Below are 25,559 nucleotides of genomic sequence, written 5' to 3'. Positions count from 1 at the left end.
TCTTGATTCTTGAATCTTGACTCTTTTCAAGGAAATTTAGGTAAATTCGCCCTCTTAAATACTTAATAAAGTTCTCAGATGGTGTGGTTTGAAAAATTGAAGCTGAAAAAACAGCTGGTTCGGTCGGTAAATGAAGCTGGTTTTACAAACCCTAAAGAACTGCAATTAAAAACCCTTTCAAGAATTGTAGGTGGCCAGGATATCATCGCAATTGGTTACGAAGGTAGTGGCAAAACTACCACCTATGTGCTTGGTGTATTAAACCGCTTTAATTACGCGCCAGAAGGCGTTCCGCGTGTATTGATCCTTGTACCCGATAAAGAGGACGTATTTGGGGTGATAGAACAATTTGACCGCCTGAACAAAAACAAATCAATAAAAATTGTTGGCTTGTACGTTGCTCCGGGTATTGAAGCCCAGATGGACGCCTTGGCCGACGGTGCCGATATAGTAGTAGCTACTCCCGACAGGGCACGCGCCATTTACCTGAAGCTTGCCCTTAACCTTAACAAGGTTGATATGTTTGTGGTTGACGATGCGGATGAAATGATAAAAAGAGGCATGCAGCTTCCTGTTGTAGAACTGGCAAATAGCATTGGCAAAAGCCAGAAACTGGTATTTACCGAGGTAATGCACAGCAAACTGCAAAAAATGCTGGATCCTTTTATGAAGGACCCCGCTATTGTAGAAGTAGAAGCATTAGCTGAGCAACCCTTAGAAACGCATCCGCAGTTTTTATATAACTTGCCCAACTTCGGTACAAAATTAAACCTGCTCAATTTGTTTATGTACGATGAAGAGCTATTTACCAAAACCGTAGTTTTTGTAAATGCCCGCGCCACCGCCGATAAAGTTTATAAAAGTCTGCAAACACGTTTACGCACTGCCGTGGCTTATTTAAATCCCCAGTTTTTTGATAGTCCGGGTTTTAAATCGATAGATGATTTTAAGGCTGATGAAGGTGCCAGGGTACTGTTGGTAGCTAATGAGCAGGAAGAAGCTTTCAGCCTGGCGGATATTCCTTTTATCATTCATTTTGACGTACCGGCAGAAAAAGAACTATTTATTGATCGTGTAACAAACCATTACCCGGAAAGCCAGAACGAGACAATGGCCCTCACTTTTGCTACCGACCTGGAACTTAGCCAGGTTAAAAAGATTGAGCAGGCCACCGGCAAAAAAATAGCCCTTGCAGAATTACCCGAAGAGCTTATTATTGAAAAAGAGGTAAAAGCAAAAAAAGAACCTAAACCAAACCCCGATGCCCCTATAGTTGGCGCAGCTTTTCATGAAAAAAAGGCTGCCAATTCAAAAACTTATAACTTTAGCTCGGGCCAAAAGGCTAAAATGAACAATAAGCGCAAGCACTAATTTTTTTTGGTAAAATAGTGGATATACATATCCTCTACCTTTTTACGTGCCCATGGTGTTTTGCGCAAAAACTTCAGGCTGGATGATATGCTCGGATTATCCAAAAAACAATTGATCCTTATCTGGTAACCAAGTTCGGCCCAACCGAAACGGGCCACCAGTTCGTTCAGGATCGTTTCTAAAGTTTTTCCATGAAGCGGGTTATTTACTTGTTGCGGCATATGCAAATGTAAATAAATTATGTTTTACATCTTTTCAGCTTAAATTGCCAAAGTGTTAAAAGAGCATGGGGTTTTAAGTTCGTTTAGCGGAAACATAGTGTAAAATTATAGGGTATTTTATTAAAATAACCTAAGCTAAAGCATAACTATATTTATCTATCCCCGTTTAAATATATTTGACATACAATACCAAATAATTACTTAATTTCCAGCATCTAAATTGTATGCACCATATACCCCAATTTAATAACATCCTGATATCAAATGAGTGGCTATAAGTTTTACCTGGTTTTATTTTTTCAAGCTATATCATTATCAGCAATTGCCCAGGATCAGCCTATTCACTTCCAGCACATCGGCAGCAAGGAGAACCTTTCCGAACTTAATGTAAACTCCATGATCCAGGGTAGCCGCGGCTTTATATGGGTAGGTACGCGTGATGGCTTAAACCGCTATGACGGCAGTAAGTTTAAGGTTTTCAGAAATAATATCAACGATAATACCAGCATCAGCAATAATTCCGTAAACCATATTGTTGAGGATAAAAATAGCGATCTGTGGATAGCCACCAGCGGTGGTATTAATAGATACGATCGCCAAAAGAACCGCTTTTACCGTTATCTGCACAACGATAAACTACCAAACAGCCTTACAAACAATTACACTGTAAACGTTGCCCTGGATAAGGATGGTAATTTATGGATAGCTACTTTAAAGGATGGCGTTGATGAGTACATCATCAGTCAAAACAAATTTGTTCACTACAAGTACAATAAGGATGATCCACGCAGCCTGAGCGATGATCACGCAAGGGTTATTTATGTTGATGGTAAAAAAAATATATGGATAGGTACCGCATCTGGCCTAAATCTTTTTAATCCTAAAACCAAAAGTTTTACCAGTTTTAAACATGATGAAAACGACGACAGAACCATATCTTCGGACAGAATAACCAGTATTTTTGAGGATAGCAACCACCGGCTATGGGTTGGCACCGGGAACGGATTAAACTTATTTGATGCCAATACGCTAACGTTTAGACATTTTAAAAACATTGCCAATAACTCCAATTCGTTACCGTATAACGGGATACAATGCATTAACGAAGACAGCAACCATAACTTATGGATAGGTACTGAAAACGGCGGACTCAGCATTTTTAATTTTACCGAAGGCAAATTCAGTAATCACTTCCAGGACGATATAGATAATAGCAGTATCCCCAGCAATTCCGTTGATGTGATATTGAAAGATAAGTTTGGCAATATGTGGCTAAGCACCTTTGCATCAGGCATTAGCTTTTATAAAAAGACGAATGAAAATTTCACCCAATTTAAACACAACTCACGGGCCAACAGCTTATCTAATAATTTTGTACTAAGTATTACCGAAGATAAAAACCATAATATTTGGGTTGGCACTGATGGCGGCGGACTAAACCTGTTTGATATTAAAACAGGGACTTTTAAAGTTTATCGTTTTAATGCCCGGGATAAAACGAGTATTGGGGGCAATAATAACCTGGCCTTAAAAGAAGATGACAAAAATAACCTATGGATAGGTACCTGGGGCGATGGCGTAAGTGTGATGAATTTGCAAATCCGCAAATTCAAAACATACAAACACAATGAAAACGATTCTACCAGCTTAGGCGGCGACAACGTATATGCTATAACAACCACCCTTGATCATAAAATATGGATTGGCACGCTTGGGCAGGGGCTTGATTTATTTGATCCTAAAACAAACAGTTTTATTCATTACAGGCATAAGGCAAGCGACCCGCAAAGCATTAGCAGCGATAATATTAATTCGCTTTTAGGCGACTCGAAAGGTAACCTTTGGGTTGGTACCAATGATGCCGGCTTAAACCTTTTTAATACAACAAGCAATACGTTTAAAACTTTTAAATATGATGCGTCAAAAAACAGCTTGAGCAATAATTCCGCTCTTGATTTGTTCGAGGATCATTTGGGGAACATATGGATCTGCACTTATAATGGTTTAAATCGTTTTGATCCTAAAACAAACAAATTTACCGTTTATAAAGCCAGGGATGGCTTACCTAATGATTACGCTTATGCTATAAGAGAGGATAATAACTACAATCTTTGGATAAGCGGCAATAATGGCCTGTCGAGATTCAACCCGCGAACAAAAACGTTCAGGAATTTTACTACTGACGATGGTTTACAGGCCGATGAGTTTAAACCACACGCAGCTGTAAAAAGCCATGATGGCACTTTATATTTCGGCGGGGTTAACGGATTCAACATATTTAATCCTGACAGGATAACCCAAGCCGTTTATGATCCACCACTACGGTTAACCGATTTCCAAATCTTTAATAAAACTGTTCCTGTAGCCCAAACCAATGATGATCCCTCACCATTAAAAAGGGATATTACGGAAACAAAATCTATTACTTTAACCCATGAGCAATCGGTTATTTCTTTTGAATTTGTATCACTGGATTTTGCCCAGGCTAATAAAAAAGAATATGCATACCAGTTAGAAAACTTCGATAAAAACTGGAACTATGTAGGCACCAAAAATACTGCTACATATACCAATTTACCGGCTGGCGACTACACTTTCAAGGTAAAAAGCCGTAACAGCGATGGCCAGTGGTCAAAGCACGAGCTAAGTTTAAATCTTACCATTTTGCCCCCTTTCTGGCTTACCTGGTGGTTTATTTCGGCTATACTTTTGCTTGTGCTTACTTTAATTTATAGCCTTTACCGGTGGAAGGTAAACAGCATAGAAAATCAAAAACGTTTGCTGGAAGAGCAGGTATCTGAGCGTACCACCGAAGTTTTACAACAATCGCAGGAATTAAAAAAGCAATCGGAAGATTTGCAGTTACTAAACGAAGAATTGCAGGCACAGTCGGAAGAGTTGCAAGCCTTAAATGAGGAGCTATTATCCCAATCGGAAGAGCTGGAATTGCATATGGCGCATGAAAAAGAGGCCCGTGAAGAGGCCGACAAAGCCAACCAGGCTAAAAGTATTTTCCTTGCCACCATGAGTCACGAAATTCGTACGCCGATGAACGGCGTTATAGGCATGGCTTCCCTTTTGGGCGAAACCGAGCTGAACACCGAACAGCGGGAATATACGGATACCATCATATCATGCGGCGATAGCCTGGTGAACGTGATAAATGACATTCTTGATTTCTCTAAGATAGAGTCGGGCAAGATGAATATGGAGCAGGAGGATTTTGACCTACGCCATTGCATTGAGGAAGTGATGGACATTTTCTCGCCCATAGCTTCGCAACAGGGACTGGAACTGGTGTACCAGATAGACCCTGCCCTGCCCCAGCAGGTTATTGGTGATAGTTTGCGCCTTAAACAGGTTATTACCAATTTAACCGGCAATGCACTTAAATTCACGCAAAAGGGAGAAGTATTTATAAAGGTATTTTCGTCGAAAACACATCCCGATGGACAGATTGAAATAGGTTTCAGTATCATGGATACCGGTATAGGTATTTCTGAAGAAAAGGTATCCAGCTTGTTCAACGCCTTTTGGCAGGCCGATTCATCAACCACGCGCAAATACGGCGGCACCGGCCTTGGCCTGGTAATTAGCCAACGCCTGGTTAAATTGATGGGCGGCGATATTTGGGTAGAGAGTGTGTATGGCGAAGGATCGGTATTTGTGTTTACTATCAAAGTTGCGGTGAGCCAAAAACAATCAAAATATGTTCCCCTGGTATTTGATACCGCTGATCTGGAAGGCAAAAAGGTATTGGTTGTTGATGATAATAAAACCAATCGTTTTATCCTTAAAACCCAACTGGAGCAATGGGGCCTTATTACACATACAGCATCATCTGCGACAGAGGGACTTGATTTGCTGGCCAATGATAACGACTATAACCTGATTATAACCGATATGGAAATGCCGGAAATGGATGGTGTTGGCTTTGCCGAGGCTGCCAAAATAAAATATCCGCAGCTGCCCATTATCATGCTCAGTTCCATTGGCGATAGCTCGAAGGTAAAATATCCGGGCTTGTTTGCAGCTATTTTAACAAAACCGGTTAAGCTAAATCAGTTAGGCAAAAGCGTACAAGCCGAATTGAGGAGTGTTGGAAAAGCGCCGGCGCCCGAACCCAAAGCAGTTAAGTTGCTTGACAGTAACTTCGCGGTGGAATATCCGCTAAATATACTTGTGGCCGAAGATAACCAGGTTAACCAAAAACTAATAAGCCGGATGCTGAGCAAACTGGGCTATGAATTTGCAATGGTAGAGAATGGACTTGAAGTATTAAAAAAACTGGACGAGCAGGAATTTAACGTCATATTGATGGATGTGCAGATGCCCGAAATGGACGGTTTTGAGGCCACCCGGTCAATCCGTGAAAGCAACCGTAAGCTACAGCCTTTTATCATCGCCATGACCGCCAATGCCGGCCCTGGTGACCGCGATATGTGCATAGCGGAAGGCATGGACGATTATATTGCCAAACCCATGAAATCGGAAGGGCTGATTGCCGTGTTGAAAGCGGCGCATAAAATGATGGCCTGGGTGGGTAAGAAAGTTAAGTAGAATTGATGGTTCTTATAAACAATAATTAAGCTACTATTACCCCATCAACTCCTTCATCAACTTATCAAAGGCCTCCTTCATTTCGGCAAGTTCAAGCTCCAGTTTGGTTACACGCGCTTCAAGACCACTTGAAGAGCGACCACCGGTCTCTTCTATTTCCTCGTCGTCATTAATATCAGGAGTACCGGCCAGTAAATGCGCGTAACGCTGTTCCTTTTGACCGGGGCGTTTGGGGAGTTGTACGATATAAGGCATAGCCGGATCGGCCAGTTTTTCCAGCATTTCCTGGACTTCTTCTATCGATTCAAATTCGTACAACCTGCCCGAGTTGGTGTTTAACTCACCTGGCGTTTGCGGCCCCCGTAGTATCAGCAGGCAAATTAAAGCCACCTCGGCCGGTATTACCGGGAAAACGATAGCAAAGTTATGCTTGTACTTGATATTACGGATAGATCCGCCGGTTGCTGTCGAAATTAGTCCGCGCCTTTTTAGCGTGTTCAGGGCTTCAGTTACTGTAGCTTCATCGTAGTTCATCACTGGCTTGCGGGAGGTCTTCTGGTTACAGGCAGCGGTTAACCCGTTAAGGGTCATGGGGTAATAGTCGGGTGTGGTTTTGCTTTTTTCCATCAGCGAGCCAAGCACACGCAGTTCGGCGGCATCAAGTACGGGTAAAGTTTGCGGTGAATCCATGGCTAAATATAAGCAGGTTTTTATAAGTGCAAAAAAACTTCAGTTTATTTAAAAGATTAGGCAAGTCAGAAACAAAATTATTCAGTAAATCCGTTACTTTGTATCATACATTTGAAGTGACGGCTTTTAGCTTTCGGCCTTCAGCTTTTGGCTCAAAAACATGTCTTTATTTATTACATCACTAAATTCGGGTAGTAATGGCAATTGCTATTATGTGGGGAACGATCAGGAGGCTATTTTGGTTGATGCAGGTATATCGTGTCGCGAAACCGAAAAACGCATGGCCCGCCTGGGCCTGCCCATGAGCAAGGTAAAAGCCATTTTTGTATCCCATGAACATTCCGACCATATCCGGGGCATTCCGGTACTGGCCAAAAAGTTTAACCTGCCTGTTTATATCACTCCTGGTACCCTGCTTCATTTAGGAAACACGGTAGATGCCAAACTAATCCACCACCTGCACGAGTTTGAAACAGTTACCATTGGCCAGTTGGAAGTGACATCCTTCCCCAAAGAGCATGATGCATCGGAGCCCCATAGTTTTATAGTTAGTTGCCGCGACATTAAAGTTGGCGTATTTACCGACCTGGGCATGGTTTGCGACAGGCTTATCCGCTATTTCAGCCAATGCCACGCCGCTTTTTTAGAGGCTAATTACGATGAGGTTATGCTGGACACCGGCGGCTACCCCTATCATCTTAAAAGGCGTATCCGTGGCGGTAAGGGGCACCTGAGCAACAAGCAAGCTTTGGCCTTATTTACAACACATCGCCCGGCACATATGACGCATTTGCTGCTGTCGCACCTCTCCAAAAACAACAACGATCCAAAACTGGTGGAAGAGCTTTTTTCTGCCTGCGCCGATGGTGTTCACATTGTTGTAGCTTCAAGGCATGAGGAGACCCCTGTCTATCTTATTGATGGCAACCCGGGTAAAACACTGGAAGTTTTAGGGCAGCTTGATTTAGGCTTTAATTAATCACCGGCCCTATCCTGCATAAATATGGTGCTTAGTATTTCGTAGAGTTCGGGATGTTTGTGCTTAAGCTCGGTTGGCTTTTGAAAAAAATATTCGGCTACTACCGCAAAAAATTCAGCTTCGTTGGTAATTGCATAGGGATTGATATCTGATTTACCCGCTTCAATTTTATGAATTTCCTGGTGTATCATCTTTAGCCAGGGCAATACATATTCGTGAGCCAGCAGGTTTTCGGGTACGCCGTCGGTAGCGCCATCGCTTTTATCCAGCAGGTGCACAAATTCATGGATAGCGGTATTCTCCTTCCCTGCCGATTTGGAAAAACCTTTGATGAGCGCCGCCCTCGATAATATCATTTGCCCGTTCATATAACCGCTACCAACCATACCCAATATGTTCCGGCTGCCTCCTTCAAACTGAAACTCACCATCAAAAGTATCCGGGTATAATATTACATTGGTTAAGTTGCGGTATTCCCAATCTTTAAAACCAAATATGGGAATCACGGCACTTGAAGCTATCATCACTCTGTCGATGTCATCAACCACAGTTCCCACACCTTCTATGGTGATGCGCGATAAAAAGCTATTTACTTTTTGCTTAAACAATAGCTTGCCCGTATCGTCTAATTCCCGGTAAAACGATATGTTTTGCAACAAAACAGGTTTGTAATCGGTATTGGCAACAATGCCGGCCGATTTTGATTTGTTGTTTTTTAAAATGAAATAGCCGATCAGTGCTAAAACGATAAAGCCAATTATTATAAAAGCCATGTGGTAAATGTGAGGATTAAATAAAGTAAAACAACAGCGCGACCAATGCGGCTATAAATGTATTTAAAAAGTTAACAGTATTATTACCAATGATGCCCTTGCGCTCCAACAATGCCCCCAATACCGAATCACTTAAATTCCCTGCGGTACCTGCTATAATTATCGAAATCAGGTTCAAATCCCGGCCAAAACCAATGCCATAAATTAAGGCTATTACGCAGCTTCCTGCAATACCAATCAATGATCCTTCCACGCTTATTACGCCGTCCAATCCCCGTTGATCGGGTTTTAGCGTGATAACATTGAAAAACCTTGTACCATAAACTGTCCCCAGTTCAGATGATAAGGTATCGGCCGTGGCCGAGGCAAAACCTGCAGCCATCATCAGTGTAAATAAATGACTATGCCGGGGATAAAATAACACCAGGATGCCAATAATAGCCGGTACGCCTGCATTGGCCAATACCTGCCCGGTTGTTCGCCCGCTTTTGTGTTCTTCAGCTATGGCAAACGCCTGCTTTTTATTTTGTTGCCAGGATGTAGCGGCCGATCCTAAAATAAAAAAGCTGGTCATCATTGCTATACCTGTAAACCCTGCACCTGTAAAAACCAGGTAAGCCACTACCCCACCGGTTAAAGCAGCGGCAACGGTTAGCTTTTTGGCTATAACGCTATAGCTTACGCCGGCGATAATAATGGCGGCCAATAAAGCATTACTATTAAACATAATTGCCAAAGGTTTTTATTGTATAAGTAAAGCAGTTTTTTTATGGCGATAAAAATTCTTATTTCACTGCCGGCTGTTAACTGCTTCTTCAAAATCTTCTTTAATGAACGCCCATTCCTTCCCTTTGAGGCAAATAGGATCAAAATCTTCATCCGCTTGCCCGAAGTCAGTAAAGTTTTTGGTGATGAGTTCTTCATCATGTGTCCATTCATATCCCGTAGCGTGTAACGCTATCATTTGGTTAATCGAATATTGTTCGAGCAACTCATGAAGGTCCCAAAAGTCCTTCTTCCTGCCGCCCCGTCGCACTACGTCGACCTTCATTGCGATGATTTCTTCAACAGAGGCTAAACGAATGCCGTCGCTTTCGATTAACTCCCCGAAAAACGGCTCACTGGCATAGTAAATATCCACTTTGACGATATTATCTTTATTCTCGCCGATGAGATACGACTTGCCGAATACAGGATCACTTCCAAAGTCGCCGCTTACATAAGGAAAGCTGTTTCTCAAATATTCCTCTATTTTGTTGTAATTTATTTTGCCGTAGTTACCGGCATCAGTAAATAAATCAATGTCTACCGACATTCGGTGGCCTAAATATAAGCTAAGGGCGGTGCCGCCAACCAACCGATGGTCTTTTAATACATCAGCTTGCATTAAGGTAGCCAGGGTTTGTTTAAGCTGTACGGATACCGTATTCCAATGGAGCATTAGCTGGATTTTTTTCTTAAAAATGAAGGATCTGGACGATTGGGCTTAATCTCATTTATAACAGCATATGTACTATCAATGCCGTAAAACCGTTGTATCTCCTTTTTCTCGTCTTCATTACCACGTTCCCACACACGCCGGATAACGGCGTTTTTCTGCCGTTGCCAGTCAATTTTGTCAAAATCAGTGTCCCAAAACAATATCCTGCGGAGCCTGGATATATCAGGACGATTAATAATCCCGATCTTATGTTTAACCAATGTAGTATCGTACATAGCTTGTAAAATAGCCATCGTGCTCTCTTCCAAACCAAGTGCGTTGTCTATTTTAAAGGCTACTTCGGGCGTCATTTTCCTTTTACCTTTTATAATCGCATTTAATGTTTGAGCAGGTAGCTTAATATCCCTGGCAAAAGCTGTTTGTTTTAGCTTTTTCTTTTTCAGCTCCCGGTCCAAAATTGCGCCAGGATTAATTCCACGATATTTTTCGATCCATTTCTCCATCTTCAAAAATAAACAGATTTGTTTATAATTCCAATTTTTATATAGTACGTACCTTATGATCAGGGTGACAAATCTGTAGCGTTTCATATTAATCTACCTTAACTGCAAATACAAGTATTCGTAATTGAGTATGTTGCATGTGCCGAAGATACGAGAGGACGTATGGAGGGTGTTTTTTATGGTTTTGAAATTTCTTTTAATTTAGCATGAGTTTTCCATCATTTCCCAAAATGGTAAAATGTCTTAAAAAAGGTCGAAAATTTGTTACTCATTTGTTGCTCAGAACTCATAACTTTCCGATATTCCATAGTGTAAATCGTTTCTGTAACGGTAATTAGGCAGTCAATTGCTACTTTTGTCACAGCATGAAAGATATTTTAGGCCAGGCCATACACAATCATCACTATAAAAAAGCAGCCCACAAATTGTGGATTAACAACCAGTATGGCCCAAAGGAGGAAATGCCTGTCGAGACCTATTTCAGGGATGAGGATGACATGCCCGATATTGAATGGCTTGCCCTGAATGAATGCCGCGGCGAAGTACTGGATATTGGCGCGGGGGCCGGCAGCCATGCCCTCATACTACAGGAGCGCGGCTTTGATGTAACCGCATTGGAAATTTCTGCCTTAGCCGTAGATGTAATGCAGGCACGCGGTGTTAAAAAAGTGTTTACCGCCGACATTTTTGAATACAACGATCATAAATACGACACCTTGTTACTGCTTATGAATGGTATTGGCCTAACAGGTACTTTATCCCACTTAAAAACTTTCCTGCAGCATACCAAACTGCTACTTAATAAAGGCGGACAGCTGCTGTTTGATTCATCTGATATTGCTTACCTGTACGAAGGAAACCTGCCCGATACCGGCAAATACTATGGCGAACTAAGCTACCAGTATCAATACAATCGCCAAACATCCGATTGGTTTCCGTGGCTTTATATAGACGAAAAAACGTTAACAACAATTGCCAACGAAGCCGGTTATGAACTGGAAGTTTTACTGGAAGATGAATATCAGCAATACCTGGTGAGGCTAACGGTAGCATAGGTGTGATCAAATCAGATCCTTAACCTTTCCATTATAATTATCCATATACTCCCTTGGCGATTTACCGGTTACCGAACGGAATACCCGGTTGAAATTGGTAATGCTTTTAAAACCACATTGATAGGCCGCCGCCGAGATGCTCTCGGCTTTATTGGCGTTTAATATTTTACATGCTTCGTTGATACGTACTTCGTTTAAAAAAGTGACAAATGTGTTGCCCGTATGCTTTTTAAAATACCTGCAAAATGATTCGGATGTCATAAACGCGGCTTTAGATACATCCTCCAGCGTTATAGGCTCCGTGTAGTTTTGCATAATGTAATTGTAAATATTACCTATCCGAATCCCTTCGTTTTCGGTAATCCCCGGTAAATTACCATAGGATGACAGCGGCTGCAGCTGTTCGTTTATCTCGCTTAAACCTTTCATTAGTTTTATAAACTGGATAAGTTGCTCCGCACCCGTGGTATCACTTAAAGCAGTCATATTAATTATAGCCTTTTCCACGTCAGGTAAAGGCACCTTAAATCCTTGCTGATGATGCTGTATAAATAGCTTAAAGGCCCTCATTTCCGGCAGGTTAAACAGCGGCGTTAATATTCCTTCGGGATTAAAAAAAATACTTAGCGCGCTTATCGCATCTTCAGTTTCATTTTCAAAATATTCGGGATTGCTTTTAAACAGGTGCGGCAGGTTTGCACCTATTAAAAAAACATCGCCGGGTGAAAAATGGTGCATGTTATTACCGGCTATAAGCGTGCCTTCTCCTTTTTGTATCCAGGTAATTTGCGCCTCTTTGTGCCGGTGCAGGTAAGGGTAAAAATAAGGCAGGCTAAACTGATCGGCAATTACGCTTTTATCGTGGGGTACAGGAATGGTAAACTGTAAAACTTTCATTTGCAATTGCCTATTAATAAGCAAATATTATCATAAAATAGCTTATTTTTCAAACGAACAGGCTAATATTTGTCAAATACTACCAAAATAAGACAAAAAAAGTCCCCCGACTGATTATCAAGCCGGGGGACTACTAAGCTATACCCTATTATTAAAAGTGTAAGGCCAATTTGGTAAACATCCTCATACCGTTAAAACCCATTTGTACAGCATCAAAAGGTCCGCCCGATTCACTATCACCCCATGATGATTGATGAGCGCCTTCTGTAACAGCCAGATCAGGGTGTACATTAAATATGTTATCTACACCAACTGTCCACGATATCTGCTTTGATATTTTATAAGATACGTATATATCGGTAGTAGCTTTTCCGTGAAAAACAAAATTTTCGGGAACAACACCTTTGCCGTTATCCAAATCAACATAAGGGTCCCAGCCGTTACCCGATGCAGATATGTTTGAGCCGCCCGGTCCGTCGGGGTTCGCACCTGGTACGCTGCTATAACCAAAGCCCTGTGTAGTTAACTGGCCGTAATAGGTAATATGGCTACCGGCGGCAAACTTACCATATCCGTATTCAAGCCCTAATGAGAATTTTTCGCGTGGAGCAGAAGCTTTTAAAAACGCAGCTTCTCTTGTACTAAAGTATGCTTGCTGGTGTGCATAGGTATCATTCAGCGCGGCCGGGATATTAACCTTATTAATAGTTATCCCTTGAATGTTACCTGCAAATAAAGCAGTAAATTTATTTTTACCCCACGATTTGCGATAATCTAATACAATGTCGATACCTCTGTTGGTTGTATTGACAGCATTGGTAAAAAAGTTGGCATTTGTTACATTATTAGCTATAAGGTAGTCTTTTAACGCGGCAACCGAGGTATCAAAAGCACCTGTAATTACTATCCTGTTTTTAATTTTAATAAGATAACCGTCAACTGTAACATTAAAATCATGTGTTGGTTTCCATGTAAAGCCTAAGCTGGTATTGGTTGAGGTTTCCTGGGTAAGCTTTGGAATCCCTACCTGGCGGGCGGCATCGGCATAATTTGGAATCAATTTAGCGTAAACCAATTCACCTGCAATAATGTTGGTATTGGTATTGCTAAAATTCATTTGTTGCAATGAAGGTGCCCTAAAACCTGTACTAAATGATCCCCTTACATTGAAGTTGTCGCTTACTTTATAGCGGGATGCTAATTTAAATGTGCTTACCCCTCCAAAATCCGAGTAATGTTCAAACCGGGCTGCACCATCAACCAGCCAATCTTTAGTTACATCTAAAGTGCCTTCAATATAAGCGGCCTCATTTGTTCTGTTGGCTGTGGTTGCATCGGTTGGCTGATAGCCGGGATACCCTTCGGATCCGGAAGCTTTAGGAACACCGTTTAACAAAGCTCCGCCATTTCTGTAGGAGTCGGGCTCCCCGGCGTATAGTTTATAGCGCTCATACCTGTACTCTCCGCCAAAAGATAGCGTAAAGCCCTGGGCTACATGCTCAAAATGTTTGGTCACATCTAAATTGGCAGTATTTTGTAAAAAGTTGAACCCGCCGTCATTAAACCTGGTTTTAGTATATTGCTCGGGCAAAGGCAACGAGGAATTAAATGTTTGGTTACCCCAATAATGAAAATCATTATAACCTGTATTATTGCTCAAATCCCAATCCCAGCCATCACCTATTGTGCCTTTAAAGCCCAGCGCAGCCGACATATCCTTTATATAAACATCCTCCTGGGGGTTATAATATACGTTGGCAGTATCCAAAGCTCCCGGCGTAGGGTCAAAAACACGCATAATGCCGGGTACAAATATCAGCTTCCCGTTTTCGTCAGTAGGGAATTTGATGTGATTACTTGAACTGCTCCACCGGCGTGTCCAGGCATAAACATTGGAGTGTTTATAGTTATAGCCGCCAAAAGAGTAGAAAGTGGTTTTGGTACCGGCAAGTGGAATTTCCATATTGTACATTCCGCCACCAGACTTTACAGAGCCATCACCAAAAGCTCTTCGCCAGGCATCAACACTCAGGGCCTGGGGGTTGGTTGACCAGTTGGTATCAGGCGCAGCCCTAAAGGTTTTGCCCTGATCCATGAAGTTGCCTCCAAAATTGATAAAACCACCGTTTTTGCCAATAGCCAATCCATAGTCTAATCCTAAAGTAAAGGTTTTGCCGTCAATTTGCGACCCCGTATAATATTGGGTTGGGTCAACATTGTTCAATGTATTGTATTTATGGTCATAATAACCACTACCGCCGATGTTTACATTCAGCTTACCGATATCTTTTTTCAAAACAATATTAACAACACCGGCAATGGCATCTGAGCCGTATTGCGCCGATGCGCCATCACGTAGAATCTCCACCCTGTCAATAGCCGCTTCGGGTATGGCATTTAAATCGGTACCGCTATTACCGCGGCCTCGGGTACCTACCTGGTTTACGAAAGCCGACAAGTGACGGCGCTTGCCATTGATGAGTACCAACGTTTGATCGAAGCCAAGGCCCCGCAAACTGGCAAAGTCAATAGCATCAGATCCATCGCCGCCGCTTTGCTTGTTGTAGTTAAATGAAGGTACGGCCTGGTTTAGCTGGCTCATCAAATCGGGTTTAGCGGTAGTTTCGCCTATCTGGTTCATCCGGAGTACATCTACAGGTACGGGCGAATCCATTTTAGTACGGCCACCGCCGCGGCTTCCCACTACTACCACCTCTTTCAATCCCTCAGCCGAAGCGGAAAGATCCATATTCAACACCTTAGTTTCACCGGCTGCAAGCTGAACAGACACTGTTTTCTTTTCAAGCCCTATAGCCGAAAAACTAACCTGGTAACTACCTGCTTTTAAAGTTAAACTATACTTACCATCTGCATCTGTGATGGTACCAGTGCCTGTAGGTACTACTTTAACCGTGCCCGCCGTTACCGGCTGGCCCCCACTTGTAACAGTTCCCGTTAGCTTTTGGGCAAACACCGGCAGGCAGGCCAGTAAAAATGCTCCGAAAAGGAAAAAATGTAATTTTAAATTCATGCTTTGTTTGATTGGATTGGTTGTTATGTTAATTAATCAACAAAATAGCAATAAATTTTAACTAAATATCATTTTTGTTACAAAAAGTACAGAATAAATGGATTTTTAACATTTTATTTTATAAAATAAACCAAATTTTAACGTTTTATTCAATTAAAAAAGTAGATTTTTAATTAATTTTATAAAATAAGCTAAGAAAATAATTAATATAATTGATTTTTTTAGCTTGTATTATGCAAAGTCAATTTTTATTTAAATAAATAATCAAAATTTTTAATAATTAAATCAGAAATCTAATTATTTAAAATAAAAAAGTACTCCTTAATAATTTACAGTGTGACAAATACACTATTAACTGCATTGCGGTTTTAACTACTAAGACTGTTATTTTATGTTTTATCCAGAGAATTCATCGCCATTTATTTGTGTGCCTTACTATTTTCTTGATCGGCATGTAACGAAACCTTACTGAAACGATATTGGCATATTATTAAAATGATTAATTTTCATAACTTTATATCAATCCTTATAAACCTAAAAGTGTAAGTTCTGTAATAATGTAGATGCCAGTAATTTGGCGGTGAATATTTCTGCTGGCTTATATAAGTTATGTTACCTAAATCAATCGCAATTAAATGAAAAAAAGCATTGTTTTTTTACTGATAATATTACCCTTCACCTGCCTGGCGCAGGTAAACATATCGGGCAGGGTTATTAACCAGGCCGACGGCGAACCGGTAAGTAGCGCCAGTATTTTTTTAAGCAATGCCACCATCGGCACAAAAACTTCAAGCGACGGGAGCTTTACTTTAAATAAAGTTAAAACCGGTAAGTATAACCTTGTAGTGTCTATCATCGGTTTTGAAAGCTACCACCAGGTTATTATAGTCAACAACATCGGGATCACACTGCCTGATATCCACATTATTCCTAAAACCATCAGTTTGATGGAGGTGAAAATAAAACCGCAAAACGATGCCAGCCGGCAACGCAACATCCAGTTATTTATAAATGAGTTTATAGGCACATCTGCATTGGCCAGGGAGTGTAAACTCATTAACCCCGATATGCTGGATGTTGACTTTGATGAAACCACCAATACCTTAACTGCATCATCTGTTGATTTCCTGGTTATTGAAAACCGAGGCCTGGGCTATCGCCTAAAATATCTGCTCGCAGACTTTTATAATAACCGCAATTATTACGGCAGCTTTAAAACACATTTTGAGGGTTCCGTGCTTTTCGAAGAAATAAAAGGTACACCGGCCGAGGAAAAACGATGGAAAAAAAACAGGGAGCAGGTTTATGAAAACTCGCCGATGCATTTTTTACGTTCGGTTATTACCAACCAGGTTGAAGAGGAAGGCTTCAGGGTATTCCAATATGCTAATGAACCAAATCCGGAACGCCCTGCTGACGATTTGATAGCGGCTAAAATAAACCAGTTTACTAAGCTGAAGACAGGAGGCAACAAACGCTATACCGATTCGCTCTCCTACTGGATTAAAAAATCCAAACTTGATAAAACCTATCTTAACCTCAGGAACTTTTTCCTTAATCAATCGGATATTTTAAAGCCGACTGATGTAACCAAAATGTACGCGCTTAACTGCGAAATGGATGGCTTACACGTAACCTATAACAAAGACCGCCATTTTAGTAAAAGCGGGGCATTAAATCACCTGAACGAGTTTTATAATACAGAAACCTCCCTGATTACTTTTAACACACCCTATGCATTGGTTGATAATAACGGCGGCCTGGTTGATCCTAATAGTTTATCGTACAGTGGCGCGTGGACCCATTACCGTGTTGCCGAACTGTTACCTGTTGATTATGAACCGCTACAGCGCACGCTGGCTGCGCCAACAGCTGTTTTAGCCGAAGAAGCTATGGCCAAATTAAAAAACTACGCCGAAATTCATATCAATGAAAAAGCATACCTGCATTTTGACAAACCATATTATGCGGCCGGCGACACGGTTTACTTTAAGGCCTATATAACCCAGGGCGACAATCATGAACCAACCAGGACAAGCGGTGTATTACACGTCGATTTTATCAATACAGCTGATAAGATTGACCGGTCAATCAAATTAAAAATTGCCGATGGTGTAGATGGTATTTGAAAATAGTACTGCTAAAAAATTAAAGAACATTAATACGCAGGCCGATATTCAGTTTTTTCCCGAAGGAGGCCGGCTAATTAACGGCGTAAAAAGTAAAATAGCCTTTAAGGCAATATTGCCATCTGGCCTGGGCGGGAATATTATCGGCGAAGTGCTCGATAATGATGACAAAAAGGTTACAGAGTTTACATCAGTACATTTAGGGATGGGATATTTTTACCTTACACCACAACAAGGCAAAACCTATAAGGCAAATGTAGCCCATGACAACGGGGCAGCAAGCACAATAAACCTGCCCATTGCCGAAAAAAAAGGGATTGTATTATCAATTGATAATGATTCGATACCTAAAGCTACTGCCCGGATAGAAGCAAGCAAAGCTTATTTCGAGGAACATAAAAACCAGTATTACACATTGCTTATTTGGTCGGGCGGTGTAATTACGCCGATAGCCTGCAGGTTGGATAAACCCGTTGTGGAGTTAGATATTTTAAAACGAAAATTGCACACCGGGATAGCCAAAGTCACCCTTTTTTCCATTGAAAATGAACCATTGGCCGAACGGTTGATTTTTGTACAAAACTATAACCGATTAAGCCTAAATGTAAACACAGACAAGACCAACTATCTTAAACGAGAGCAGGTGAACATCAGCGTAAACGTACAAAACAGGACTGGTGATGCTGCAGAAGGACATTTTTCTGTTGCTGTAACTGATGCAGAAAAAGTAAAGATTGATGAAAATGATCAAAACTCGATATTTGCAGGCTTGTTGTTAACCAGCGATCTTAAGGGTTATATAGAACAGCCCAACTACTATTTTAACCAAATTAACGCCGAAACCACAGCCAACCTGGATTTGGTAATGCTAACCCACGGATACCGTCGTTTTGAATGGAAACCGATATTGACAAATACCTATCCGCAGATGGCTTATCAGCTCGAAAGCGGGTTGAGTATAAGCGGAATAGTAAAAAACATATGGGGAAATCCCGTTAATAAGGGCCTTGTATCGCTTTTACCACGCGGCGGCGGGCAAACAGTTGACCAGCAAACTGGAAGTGATGGCAGTTTTAGTTTTAATAATTTAATGTTTAATGATAGTACCCGCTTCATTTTACAGGCGGTAACCGCAAAAAACGGCGACAACACTGTACTCACTTTTAAAAATGACCTGCCCGGGCCAATTGTGATGGCGAATAATCCCGGCAACAAAAATGGGACTGGCGACCTGATGACCGCTTATATTGATAACAGCAAAAGACAACGGGAAGGCGCCTCGAAATTTAATAACAAAACAATCAACCTCAAAGAGGTAAAAATAAAAACTATAAAAAGAAATGATAATTATCGGTCATCGGCTTTAGGCGGGCCGGGCGGTGCAGATATCGTAATTCGTCGCGAAGAACTGGAACGATTAAACCTGGATATCGGGAATGTGATGCTACAAAAGTTTCATGGCCATACAGCCGGGTACGTTCTTGTTGATGGTGTACCGGGAATGAACCCTACCGACCTGAATATACGAGATATTGAAACTATCGAATTATTTTACGGGCCTTCGGCCGCCATTTATGGGGTACAAGGCGGCCATGGTGTATTGGTAATAACAACCAGGCAAGGAGGGGGATTACAGGCCAAGGACATTCCATCAAAAGGGATTCTTCCCATAACTGTTGCCGGTTTTTACAAAGCGCGCGCGTTTTATAACCCGAAGTATGATGGACCCGCAACTAACCAACCCGATTTACGCAGTACCATTTATTGGAACCCCGAAGTTATTACCGGCAAAGATGGCAAAGCAAATTTTAGTTTTTTTAATGCGGACGGAACCGGCAAATACCGTGTAATTATTGAAGGTATTGATAACGATGGCAATATAGGCAGGCAGGTGTATACGTATTTGGTAAATTGATACCCTAACCAAAATGTAGCAACCGATAATCGCCGGCAACTCAACAAGCAAAACTGCTCCCCTACCTGTCTGGCTATCAATTCCATCAGCATAACTTTGCCTGCGGTTAATTATGCATGTACACTCCTTAGTGTCCATCCTAAACTTTACGTTATGGGTCAACATTTAACCAAAACCATAAATATAGACAGACGTAAAATTCAAAATCAAAAGTTTTATAAAAATTTTAAAAAGAACTAAAATGTTTTTAATATTCTATGATAATTCCATGAAAACAAGTATTTTAATGGCCGGTAATTAAATCGCAAAATCACAATGAACCAGCTCCCTAAACGCCTTTTATCTATTGATGTCCTACGTGCTGTCACTATGTTATTGATGATATTTGTTAATGACGCCAGCGGTGTAAAGCACATTCCCGAATGGATAGACCACGCAAGCGGGAAAGCCGATGCGATGGGTTTTGCAGATACCATTTTCCCGGCGTTTTTGTTCATTGTAGGGCTTTCGTTGCCTTTTGCTATTAAAAACAGGTTGAATAAGGGCGATTCTTTTTCATCAATATTAACCTATATACTTACCCGCAGCGCTGCACTGATTATTATGGGCTTTTTTCATGTAAACCTGGAAAACTATGCGCTTACAGCGGGCATCATCCCGCAGGCGCTCTGGGGCATATTAATAACCATCGGTTTCTTCCTCATCTGGCTGGATTATCCCGAAACAATGGCTCCAAAAAAACGGTACACATTTATAGGCGCTGGGATTTTGCTGCTCATCGTTATGGCTGTTATCTATAAAGGAGGCGAAGACGGTGTAATACAGGGCATGCGCCCTTATTGGTGGGGTATTTTGGGCATTATAGGCTGGGCTTACCTGGTATGTGCGCTGGTATATCTTTTGGCCAAAGGAAAAATCAATATCCTGGTGATTGTATTACTCACTTTTGTAGCCATAAATATAGCCAGGCACGCCGGTGCTTTCAAATTTAAAATTCCGGTACTGGGCGATGCATCGGCAGTGTGTTTAGTAATGGGCGGCGCTATGATCTCTGAAATTTACGCGCTGCTTGTATCAAAAAACAAAACGCAATTATTGTGGGTAATATTTGGCGCAACAGGATTACTATTAATTGTATCAGGTTTATTAATCCGCCCTTATGCAGATGGAATCTCAAAAATACGTTCCACCCCCGCCTGGATCTTTATATGCAGCGGCATTACCATATTGGTTTTTGAATTGATGATTTTCCTGGTAGATGTTAAAGGTAAAAAGAATTGGTTTAAACTGATATGGCCTGCAGGTACCAGCACGCTTACCTGTTACCTGATGCCCTACTTCCAGGTGTATATATTAAAGCTTTTTCACCTAAAATATCCCGATATATTTAACAACGGGGCCTTAGGGCTGGCGCGTTCAATGGCTACCGGGTTTATACTGATTGCCCTGGTTGGTTTAATGGAAAAGAAGCGTTTACGCCTTAAAATTTGAAGTCCTGAGCCTAAAGTTCTAAGTCCTAAGTCGGAATTCTTGAATTGAAAATGATAATTTAAAATTCGCCTTTTACTTAAGGCTATTGACTTCAGAATTAGGACTTAAGACTTACTACTTAACACCCGCAGCCCAGAAAATAGCGTTTGTAACCAACTTCACCCAGGCCGGGTTATCCAGTAAGTTTGGTGAATGGCCCATGAAAATATAAACGTTGCGCGCTTTAACATGCTCATTAGTCCACACCACGGGGTGATCGCCCATTTTTACATCACCTTGTGGATCGTAGGTTGATTCATCAACACTTGCCAGTACGTGTACATTGGGCCGGGGGCTTTTATCATAGGTATACCACTCCTCCTGTTCAATCCGGAAGGATGCAGGGATGTCCTTCATAACCGGGTGCTGCTTATCCTCCACATTAACCGTGCCCCTGGCAAACGTTCCTATATAATTTTTCCAGCTGATGCCTCCCATAAAATCCGAAAACCATTGCCATTCATGAAAACCGTCAAACTCGCCCAGCAAGGTGGCGTGATGAAAACCAACCCATCCGCCCCTGCCTTCGGTAATATATTTTTTAAAAGCGGCAGCGGCGCTATCCGGCCAGCCATAGGGTACATAATCCAGTTGCAAAAACAACTGGTAATGGCTTAAAAATTCATCATTAATTTTATCAGGCTTTTGAATATAATCAATACTGAACCCCTTTTCGGCAGCCAGTTTATCCAGCCAAACCATAGCGCGTTTTGAAAACGCTATATGGTGCCCTCCATTCTCATACAGCGCCAGTACCTTAAAATGTTTTGGCTGGGCTTTTAAATTAACCGGGGCTAAAAGCACCGATACAATGAGGAATAGTATTTTTTTCATGAAGGTTGTTATATGCTAATCCGGAAACTTGTAGAAAAAAGGCACTTTATTATCATCTGTTTTTCACCATTCAGGGCTTTTTAAATTCATCGCACTGAACAAACTAAGTCTTTAATTTGCAAACGCATCCAATGCCGCCGTAGGTTTTCCCGCGGTATCAAAGGCGCCTAAACCATAGCCCTGCCAGTTGTTATAGGCTTCGGGCTCCCAGTAAAAAACACCTTTACCGCTGCTTCCATTTACAGATTTCACTTTGCTGATAATATCCGACAGGAAAGCTTTTGCTTCGGCCGGTGCGCCGGCTTCCATCCCAACTTCAACCACCATAACCGGGGTTGAATAACGGGAAACCATATCGTTCATATTGGTTAAACACTGCGAATCCAAAGTAGCCCAATTTGTTTTGGATGGATATAAAGACATACCGATCATATCCCATTTTGCACCGTTAGCCTTCAACCCGTCAAACATCCAACGGAAAAGGCCATTATCATAACCGTTTGAAATATGTACAATTACCTGGGTGGTTGGGCTCACTTCTTTAACAGCAGCATAACCGCTTTTGACCAAAGTAGCAAAATTGGCCATGTTTTTTGAGGCGCGGCCATCTTCCCAAAGCATGCCGTCGTTGATTTCGTTACCAACCTGCACCCATACCGGGGTGATACCGTTATCTTTAAGCGTATTCATAACGCTTTTGGTATAATCATGCAGGGTTGAAGTCAGCGTGGTAAAATCAAGCGCGGCCCAGGCAGCGGGTTTAGTTTGCTTACCCGGATCGGCCCACCAATCGCTATAATGAAAATCAATCATGATATTAAAACTCTGGGCTTTGGCACGCAACGCCTTAGCCACAACGTCGGCAGTGTTACAATAACCGTTTGTTGGGTTAACCCAGGCACGCAACCTTATAGCATTAAATCCGAGGCTTTTTAACAGGGCGAACAAATCTTGCTGAGTACCCGATTTATCATAAAACTTTATGCCTTTGGCCTCCATTTCGGTAACCCAGCTGATATCGGCGCCTTTGGCAATCACAACTGGCGGATCAACCACCACCGGCTCAGGCGTTGATTTTGTTTTGGAACAGGAAAAATTTAAACAGGATATCAATAGCAAGCATGAACACAGCGCCTTCTTCATCTGGAATAATTTATAACGGGTAAACAAATATAATGCTAAAAGCTGAAAGCCTAAGGCATAAAGCTTTTAACAGGCTTCAAAAACAGGAAGCAGGTATTGAAAAGCCGGCATACGCCAAATTCTCAATACCTGCTTCGGTAACTTTTATTTCCACGCTTTGTGCTTTATGCCTTCTGCTTTTGGCTCAAATTATAGTTTACCGGTTCTTGACGGAACGGTGCTTGCCGATACGTAATTAAAGCTTTGCGTTTGATCGCCAACCATAATCTTGAACTCACCCGCTTCGGTAACGGTTTTACTTATATCGTTCACAAAGGCGAGGTCTTTCGGGGTTATTTTAAACGATACCGTTTTTGTTTCGCCGGGTTTTAACGAAATCTTATCGTACGCCCTTAAACGTTTGGTATCTGGCGCAATGCTGGCATACTGCTGACTGGTATACAACAATACCGATTCCTTACCCTCTACCTGGCCTGTATTTTTAACATCAACAGTAATTGTCAAGGTTTCGTTATCCTTTAACTCGGGTTTGCTGACGTGCAGGTTATTGTAACTAAACGTGGTATAGCTTAAGCCGGTACCAAACTCGTATAAAGGATTGTAACCGTGTTTATCATCAGGGTTACCATTCTCCAGGTTTTTACGGTAGTAGTTATTTAAAGCGTTAGGGAAACGCGGATACGTTATAGGCAATTTACCTGATGGGTTTACATCGCCAAACAATACGCTTGCTATAGCATCGCCGCCCTCGTTGCCCGGCAAATAAGCCATCAATGTGGCGGCCGAAAGTTTCTCGGCATCGGTAACTATCCTTGGGCGACCTTCGGCCAGCACCAGTATCACGGGCTTGCCTGTTTTTGCCAATGCCTGTGCCAATTGAATTTGGGCAGGCGGAAGATTCAGGTCTTCAATATTGCCAACGTTTTCGGTATAAGATAGTTCACCAAGGCAAAGCACTATTACATCTGCTTTTTTAGCGGCATTAACAGCCTCGTCGATGTTTTGCAAACTGTCAAAACCAGCACCTGCCTCATAGCTTACGTTGTTTTTTCCGATTTTTTGCTGGATAGCCTCCAATATGGTGTTCTTATTAGCGGCAAATTTGTCCGATTCATCACCTTGCCAGGTATAGCTCCATCCCCCGTCCAATGAACGCATGGTATTGGCCGTAGGGCCTGTTACCAGCACTTTCATATCTTTTTTAAGCGGCAACACGTTGTTATTGTTTTTAAGCAGCGTGATGGCCTCATTTGCGGCCTGTACGCTTGCCAAGCGGTATTCTTCCGATCCGAATTTTGGATAATCAGTGGGGTTGCCAACCGGGCGTTCAAATAAGCCCAGTTCGTACTTAACTTTCAATATGCGGTGTACGGCTTCATTGATACGGGTCATAGGCACTTTTCCTTCTTTAACCAACTCAACCAGGTAAGTGAAAAAAGTATAGTCGTAAGGCACCATACTCATATCCACACCGGCGTTAACCGCAATCATTACTGCATCCTTTTGAGTGGCGGCTATATGGTGGCGATCATGCAGGTATTGAATATCGCGCCAGTCGGTAACTGCTATGCCATCGAAGTGCAGTTCGCCGCGCAGTACATCGGTAAGCAGGTATTTGCTGGCATGTACCGGTACACCGTTAATCTCGCCCGAATTGATCATCAGGGTTTTAGCACCTGCCTTCACCGCTTCGGCAAACGAAGGTAAAAAGTATTCGCGCATATAGCGGTCGGGAATCCAGGCCGGGGTACGGTCTTTACCACTTAAAGGGAAGCTATAACCCAGGTAATGCTTCATACAGGCAGCTACGTGGTATTTATCACCAACATCATTACCCTGGTAGCCTTTTATAATGGCTGCACCCATTGTTTTAACTAAATAAGGATCTTCGCCAAAGGTTTCATAAATACGCGGCCAAAGGGCCGATTTTCCCAAATCGAGCACGGGCGAATAATTCCACGGAATATAGCTGGCCCGGGTTTCATACGCGGTGATCTCGCCGGCCTTATGAGCAATATCACGGTTAAAAGTAGCTGCCACAGCAATTTCCTGCGGAAAAAGCGTACTGCCAACTGTATAAGTTACACCGTGTATGGCGTCGATACCATAAATAACCGGGATTTTTAAACGGTCCTGGCCGGCAGCTTTTTGGATGGTTGATATTACATCATACCAATGCTCGCGGCTGTAAGCATGGCCGGTTACATTCAAAATTGAGCCAACATGGTATTTCATGATGGCCTCTTTTAGTTTATCGGCATCCAGCTCATGATCGGGCGCGTTTGTTTTTGATACTACATCAGAGGTTACTTCGGTCATCTGGCCTACCTTTTCCTCCAACGTCATTTTGGCTATCAGGGCATCTACTTTTTTATCGGTAGCGCTCTCTGCCGGCTTTTTTTGGGCCTGTACCGCCGGGGATATTACATTGAGCAAAATTAAACTTGCTGCTGTTATGTAAATTTTTCGCATTTGTTTGTTGATTTG

18 protein-coding genes are annotated in these 25,559 nt (G+C 42.0%); 7 read left to right on the top strand and 11 right to left on the bottom strand.

Annotation, left to right across the window (positions count from 1 at the left end; genetic code table 11):
• The first annotated feature begins 78 nt into the window (after positions 1 to 78).
• Positions 79 to 1,371 carry a DEAD/DEAH box helicase gene (locus ACFGVS_RS04010; protein ID WP_439697560.1) on the top strand — a complete coding sequence of 431 codons (1,293 nt, stop codon included), beginning with the start codon at positions 79 to 81 and terminating at the stop codon, positions 1,369 to 1,371.
• On the opposite strand, the gene ACFGVS_RS04005 is transcribed toward ACFGVS_RS04010, so the two are convergent.
• Positions 1,368 to 1,592, bottom strand: a complete 225-nt coding sequence (locus tag ACFGVS_RS04005) for a VF530 family protein (protein ID WP_274213421.1) — start codon at positions 1,590 to 1,592, stop codon at positions 1,368 to 1,370. The genes ACFGVS_RS04010 and ACFGVS_RS04005 overlap by 4 nt on opposite strands.
• 264 nt (positions 1,593 to 1,856) lie before the next feature.
• Here ACFGVS_RS04005 and ACFGVS_RS04000 point away from each other — a divergent pair, with 264 nt between their 5' ends.
• Positions 1,857 to 6,152, top strand: coding sequence for a two-component regulator propeller domain-containing protein (locus ACFGVS_RS04000; RefSeq protein ID WP_439697559.1), 4,296 nt, complete (start codon positions 1,857 to 1,859; stop codon positions 6,150 to 6,152).
• 36 nt (positions 6,153 to 6,188) lie between these two features.
• On the opposite strand, the gene ACFGVS_RS03995 is transcribed toward ACFGVS_RS04000, so the two are convergent.
• On the bottom strand, positions 6,189 to 6,842 hold the full coding sequence (locus ACFGVS_RS03995) for a YceH family protein (RefSeq protein ID WP_439697558.1): 654 nt from the start codon (positions 6,840 to 6,842) through the stop codon (positions 6,189 to 6,191).
• A gap of 160 nt (positions 6,843 to 7,002) precedes the next feature.
• On the opposite strand from ACFGVS_RS03995, the gene ACFGVS_RS03990 reads away from it, so the two are divergent.
• The gene (locus tag ACFGVS_RS03990; RefSeq protein ID WP_439697557.1) at positions 7,003 to 7,821 is read left to right on the top strand and encodes an MBL fold metallo-hydrolase; all 819 of its coding nucleotides are present in this window, start codon (positions 7,003 to 7,005) and stop codon (positions 7,819 to 7,821) included.
• On the opposite strand, the gene ACFGVS_RS03985 is transcribed toward ACFGVS_RS03990, so the two are convergent.
• From ACFGVS_RS03985 to ACFGVS_RS03970, 4 genes are all read right to left on the bottom strand, one after another.
• On the bottom strand, positions 7,818 to 8,594 hold the full coding sequence (locus ACFGVS_RS03985) for a zinc-dependent peptidase (protein ID WP_439697556.1): 777 nt from the start codon (positions 8,592 to 8,594) through the stop codon (positions 7,818 to 7,820). The two genes, ACFGVS_RS03990 and ACFGVS_RS03985, sit on opposite strands and share 4 nt — an antisense overlap.
• 16 nt (positions 8,595 to 8,610) lie before the next feature.
• Positions 8,611 to 9,321 carry a DUF92 domain-containing protein gene (locus tag ACFGVS_RS03980; RefSeq protein WP_439697555.1) on the bottom strand — a complete coding sequence of 237 codons (711 nt, stop codon included), beginning with the start codon at positions 9,319 to 9,321 and terminating at the stop codon, positions 8,611 to 8,613.
• Positions 9,322 to 9,384: 63 nt separating this feature from the next.
• Positions 9,385 to 10,035 carry a nucleotidyl transferase AbiEii/AbiGii toxin family protein gene (locus ACFGVS_RS03975; protein ID WP_274213426.1) on the bottom strand — a complete coding sequence of 217 codons (651 nt, stop codon included), beginning with the start codon at positions 10,033 to 10,035 and terminating at the stop codon, positions 9,385 to 9,387.
• Complete coding sequence (locus ACFGVS_RS03970; protein ID WP_439697554.1) at positions 10,035 to 10,538, bottom strand: helix-turn-helix transcriptional regulator; 504 nt, start codon at positions 10,536 to 10,538, stop codon at positions 10,035 to 10,037. Before ACFGVS_RS03970 ends, ACFGVS_RS03975 begins: the two co-directional genes overlap by 1 nt.
• A gap of 365 nt (positions 10,539 to 10,903) precedes the next feature.
• Between ACFGVS_RS03970 and ACFGVS_RS03965 the strand changes: the two genes are divergently transcribed.
• On the top strand, positions 10,904 to 11,593 hold the full coding sequence (locus ACFGVS_RS03965; RefSeq protein WP_439697553.1) for a class I SAM-dependent methyltransferase: 690 nt from the start codon (positions 10,904 to 10,906) through the stop codon (positions 11,591 to 11,593).
• A 6-nt stretch (positions 11,594 to 11,599) separates the two neighbouring features.
• Here the strand turns inward: ACFGVS_RS03965 and ACFGVS_RS03960 are convergent, their stop codons facing one another.
• Positions 11,600 to 12,490, bottom strand: a complete 891-nt coding sequence (locus ACFGVS_RS03960) for an AraC family transcriptional regulator (protein WP_090651034.1) — start codon at positions 12,488 to 12,490, stop codon at positions 11,600 to 11,602.
• 151 nt (positions 12,491 to 12,641) lie between these two features.
• Positions 12,642 to 15,521: a TonB-dependent receptor gene (locus ACFGVS_RS03955; RefSeq protein ID WP_439697552.1), complete on the bottom strand. Its 2,880-nt coding sequence runs from the start codon at positions 15,519 to 15,521 to the stop codon at positions 12,642 to 12,644.
• A 635-nt stretch (positions 15,522 to 16,156) separates the two neighbouring features.
• Between ACFGVS_RS03955 and ACFGVS_RS03950 the strand changes: the two genes are divergently transcribed.
• The 3 genes from ACFGVS_RS03950 to ACFGVS_RS03940 all read left to right on the top strand — a co-directional run bounded on the left by ACFGVS_RS03950 (position 16,157) and on the right by ACFGVS_RS03940 (position 21,056).
• Complete coding sequence (locus ACFGVS_RS03950; protein ID WP_439697551.1) at positions 16,157 to 17,650, top strand: carboxypeptidase-like regulatory domain-containing protein; 1,494 nt, start codon at positions 16,157 to 16,159, stop codon at positions 17,648 to 17,650.
• On the top strand, positions 17,640 to 19,565 hold the full coding sequence (locus ACFGVS_RS03945) for a TonB-dependent receptor (RefSeq protein ID WP_439697550.1): 1,926 nt from the start codon (positions 17,640 to 17,642) through the stop codon (positions 19,563 to 19,565). The genes ACFGVS_RS03950 and ACFGVS_RS03945 overlap by 11 nt, the downstream gene beginning before the upstream one ends.
• Before the next feature lie 315 nt (positions 19,566 to 19,880).
• Complete coding sequence (locus tag ACFGVS_RS03940) at positions 19,881 to 21,056, top strand: DUF5009 domain-containing protein (protein ID WP_439697549.1); 1,176 nt, start codon at positions 19,881 to 19,883, stop codon at positions 21,054 to 21,056.
• 114 nt (positions 21,057 to 21,170) lie between these two features.
• On the opposite strand, the gene ACFGVS_RS03935 is transcribed toward ACFGVS_RS03940, so the two are convergent.
• The 3 genes from ACFGVS_RS03935 to ACFGVS_RS03925 form a co-directional block, all read right to left on the bottom strand.
• On the bottom strand, positions 21,171 to 21,929 hold the full coding sequence (locus ACFGVS_RS03935; RefSeq protein WP_439697548.1) for a ThuA domain-containing protein: 759 nt from the start codon (positions 21,927 to 21,929) through the stop codon (positions 21,171 to 21,173).
• Positions 21,930 to 22,040: 111 nt separating this feature from the next.
• On the bottom strand, positions 22,041 to 23,072 hold the full coding sequence (locus ACFGVS_RS03930) for a glycoside hydrolase family 53 protein (protein WP_439697547.1): 1,032 nt from the start codon (positions 23,070 to 23,072) through the stop codon (positions 22,041 to 22,043).
• A gap of 189 nt (positions 23,073 to 23,261) precedes the next feature.
• Complete coding sequence (locus tag ACFGVS_RS03925) at positions 23,262 to 25,544, bottom strand: glycoside hydrolase family 3 N-terminal domain-containing protein (RefSeq protein ID WP_439697546.1); 2,283 nt, start codon at positions 25,542 to 25,544, stop codon at positions 23,262 to 23,264.
• Positions 25,545 to 25,559 lie beyond the last annotated feature (15 nt).

The organism is Mucilaginibacter sediminis, from assembly GCF_051903035.1.
In the GTDB taxonomy this organism is placed as follows: domain Bacteria; phylum Bacteroidota; class Bacteroidia; order Sphingobacteriales; family Sphingobacteriaceae; genus Mucilaginibacter.
This window is presented reverse-complemented; position numbering and strand designations above follow the sequence as displayed.

Coding starts and splice junctions, on each gene's coding strand:
- ACFGVS_RS04010 (WP_439697560.1), top strand. CDS start 79: ATGGTGTGGTTTGAAAAATTGAAGCTGAAAAAACAGCTGGTTCGGTCG.
- ACFGVS_RS04005 (WP_274213421.1), bottom strand. CDS start 1,592: ATGCCGCAACAAGTAAATAACCCGCTTCATGGAAAAACTTTAGAAACG.
- ACFGVS_RS04000 (WP_439697559.1), top strand. CDS start 1,857: ATGAGTGGCTATAAGTTTTACCTGGTTTTATTTTTTCAAGCTATATCA.
- ACFGVS_RS03995 (WP_439697558.1), bottom strand. CDS start 6,842: ATGGATTCACCGCAAACTTTACCCGTACTTGATGCCGCCGAACTGCGT.
- ACFGVS_RS03990 (WP_439697557.1), top strand. CDS start 7,003: ATGTCTTTATTTATTACATCACTAAATTCGGGTAGTAATGGCAATTGC.
- ACFGVS_RS03985 (WP_439697556.1), bottom strand. CDS start 8,594: ATGGCTTTTATAATAATTGGCTTTATCGTTTTAGCACTGATCGGCTAT.
- ACFGVS_RS03980 (WP_439697555.1), bottom strand. CDS start 9,321: ATGTTTAATAGTAATGCTTTATTGGCCGCCATTATTATCGCCGGCGTA.
- ACFGVS_RS03975 (WP_274213426.1), bottom strand. CDS start 10,035: ATGCTCCATTGGAATACGGTATCCGTACAGCTTAAACAAACCCTGGCT.
- ACFGVS_RS03970 (WP_439697554.1), bottom strand. CDS start 10,538: ATGGAGAAATGGATCGAAAAATATCGTGGAATTAATCCTGGCGCAATT.
- ACFGVS_RS03965 (WP_439697553.1), top strand. CDS start 10,904: ATGAAAGATATTTTAGGCCAGGCCATACACAATCATCACTATAAAAAA.
- ACFGVS_RS03960 (WP_090651034.1), bottom strand. CDS start 12,490: ATGAAAGTTTTACAGTTTACCATTCCTGTACCCCACGATAAAAGCGTA.
- ACFGVS_RS03955 (WP_439697552.1), bottom strand. CDS start 15,521: ATGAATTTAAAATTACATTTTTTCCTTTTCGGAGCATTTTTACTGGCC.
- ACFGVS_RS03950 (WP_439697551.1), top strand. CDS start 16,157: ATGAAAAAAAGCATTGTTTTTTTACTGATAATATTACCCTTCACCTGC.
- ACFGVS_RS03945 (WP_439697550.1), top strand. CDS start 17,640: ATGGTATTTGAAAATAGTACTGCTAAAAAATTAAAGAACATTAATACG.
- ACFGVS_RS03940 (WP_439697549.1), top strand. CDS start 19,881: ATGAACCAGCTCCCTAAACGCCTTTTATCTATTGATGTCCTACGTGCT.
- ACFGVS_RS03935 (WP_439697548.1), bottom strand. CDS start 21,929: ATGAAAAAAATACTATTCCTCATTGTATCGGTGCTTTTAGCCCCGGTT.
- ACFGVS_RS03930 (WP_439697547.1), bottom strand. CDS start 23,072: ATGAAGAAGGCGCTGTGTTCATGCTTGCTATTGATATCCTGTTTAAAT.
- ACFGVS_RS03925 (WP_439697546.1), bottom strand. CDS start 25,544: ATGCGAAAAATTTACATAACAGCAGCAAGTTTAATTTTGCTCAATGTA.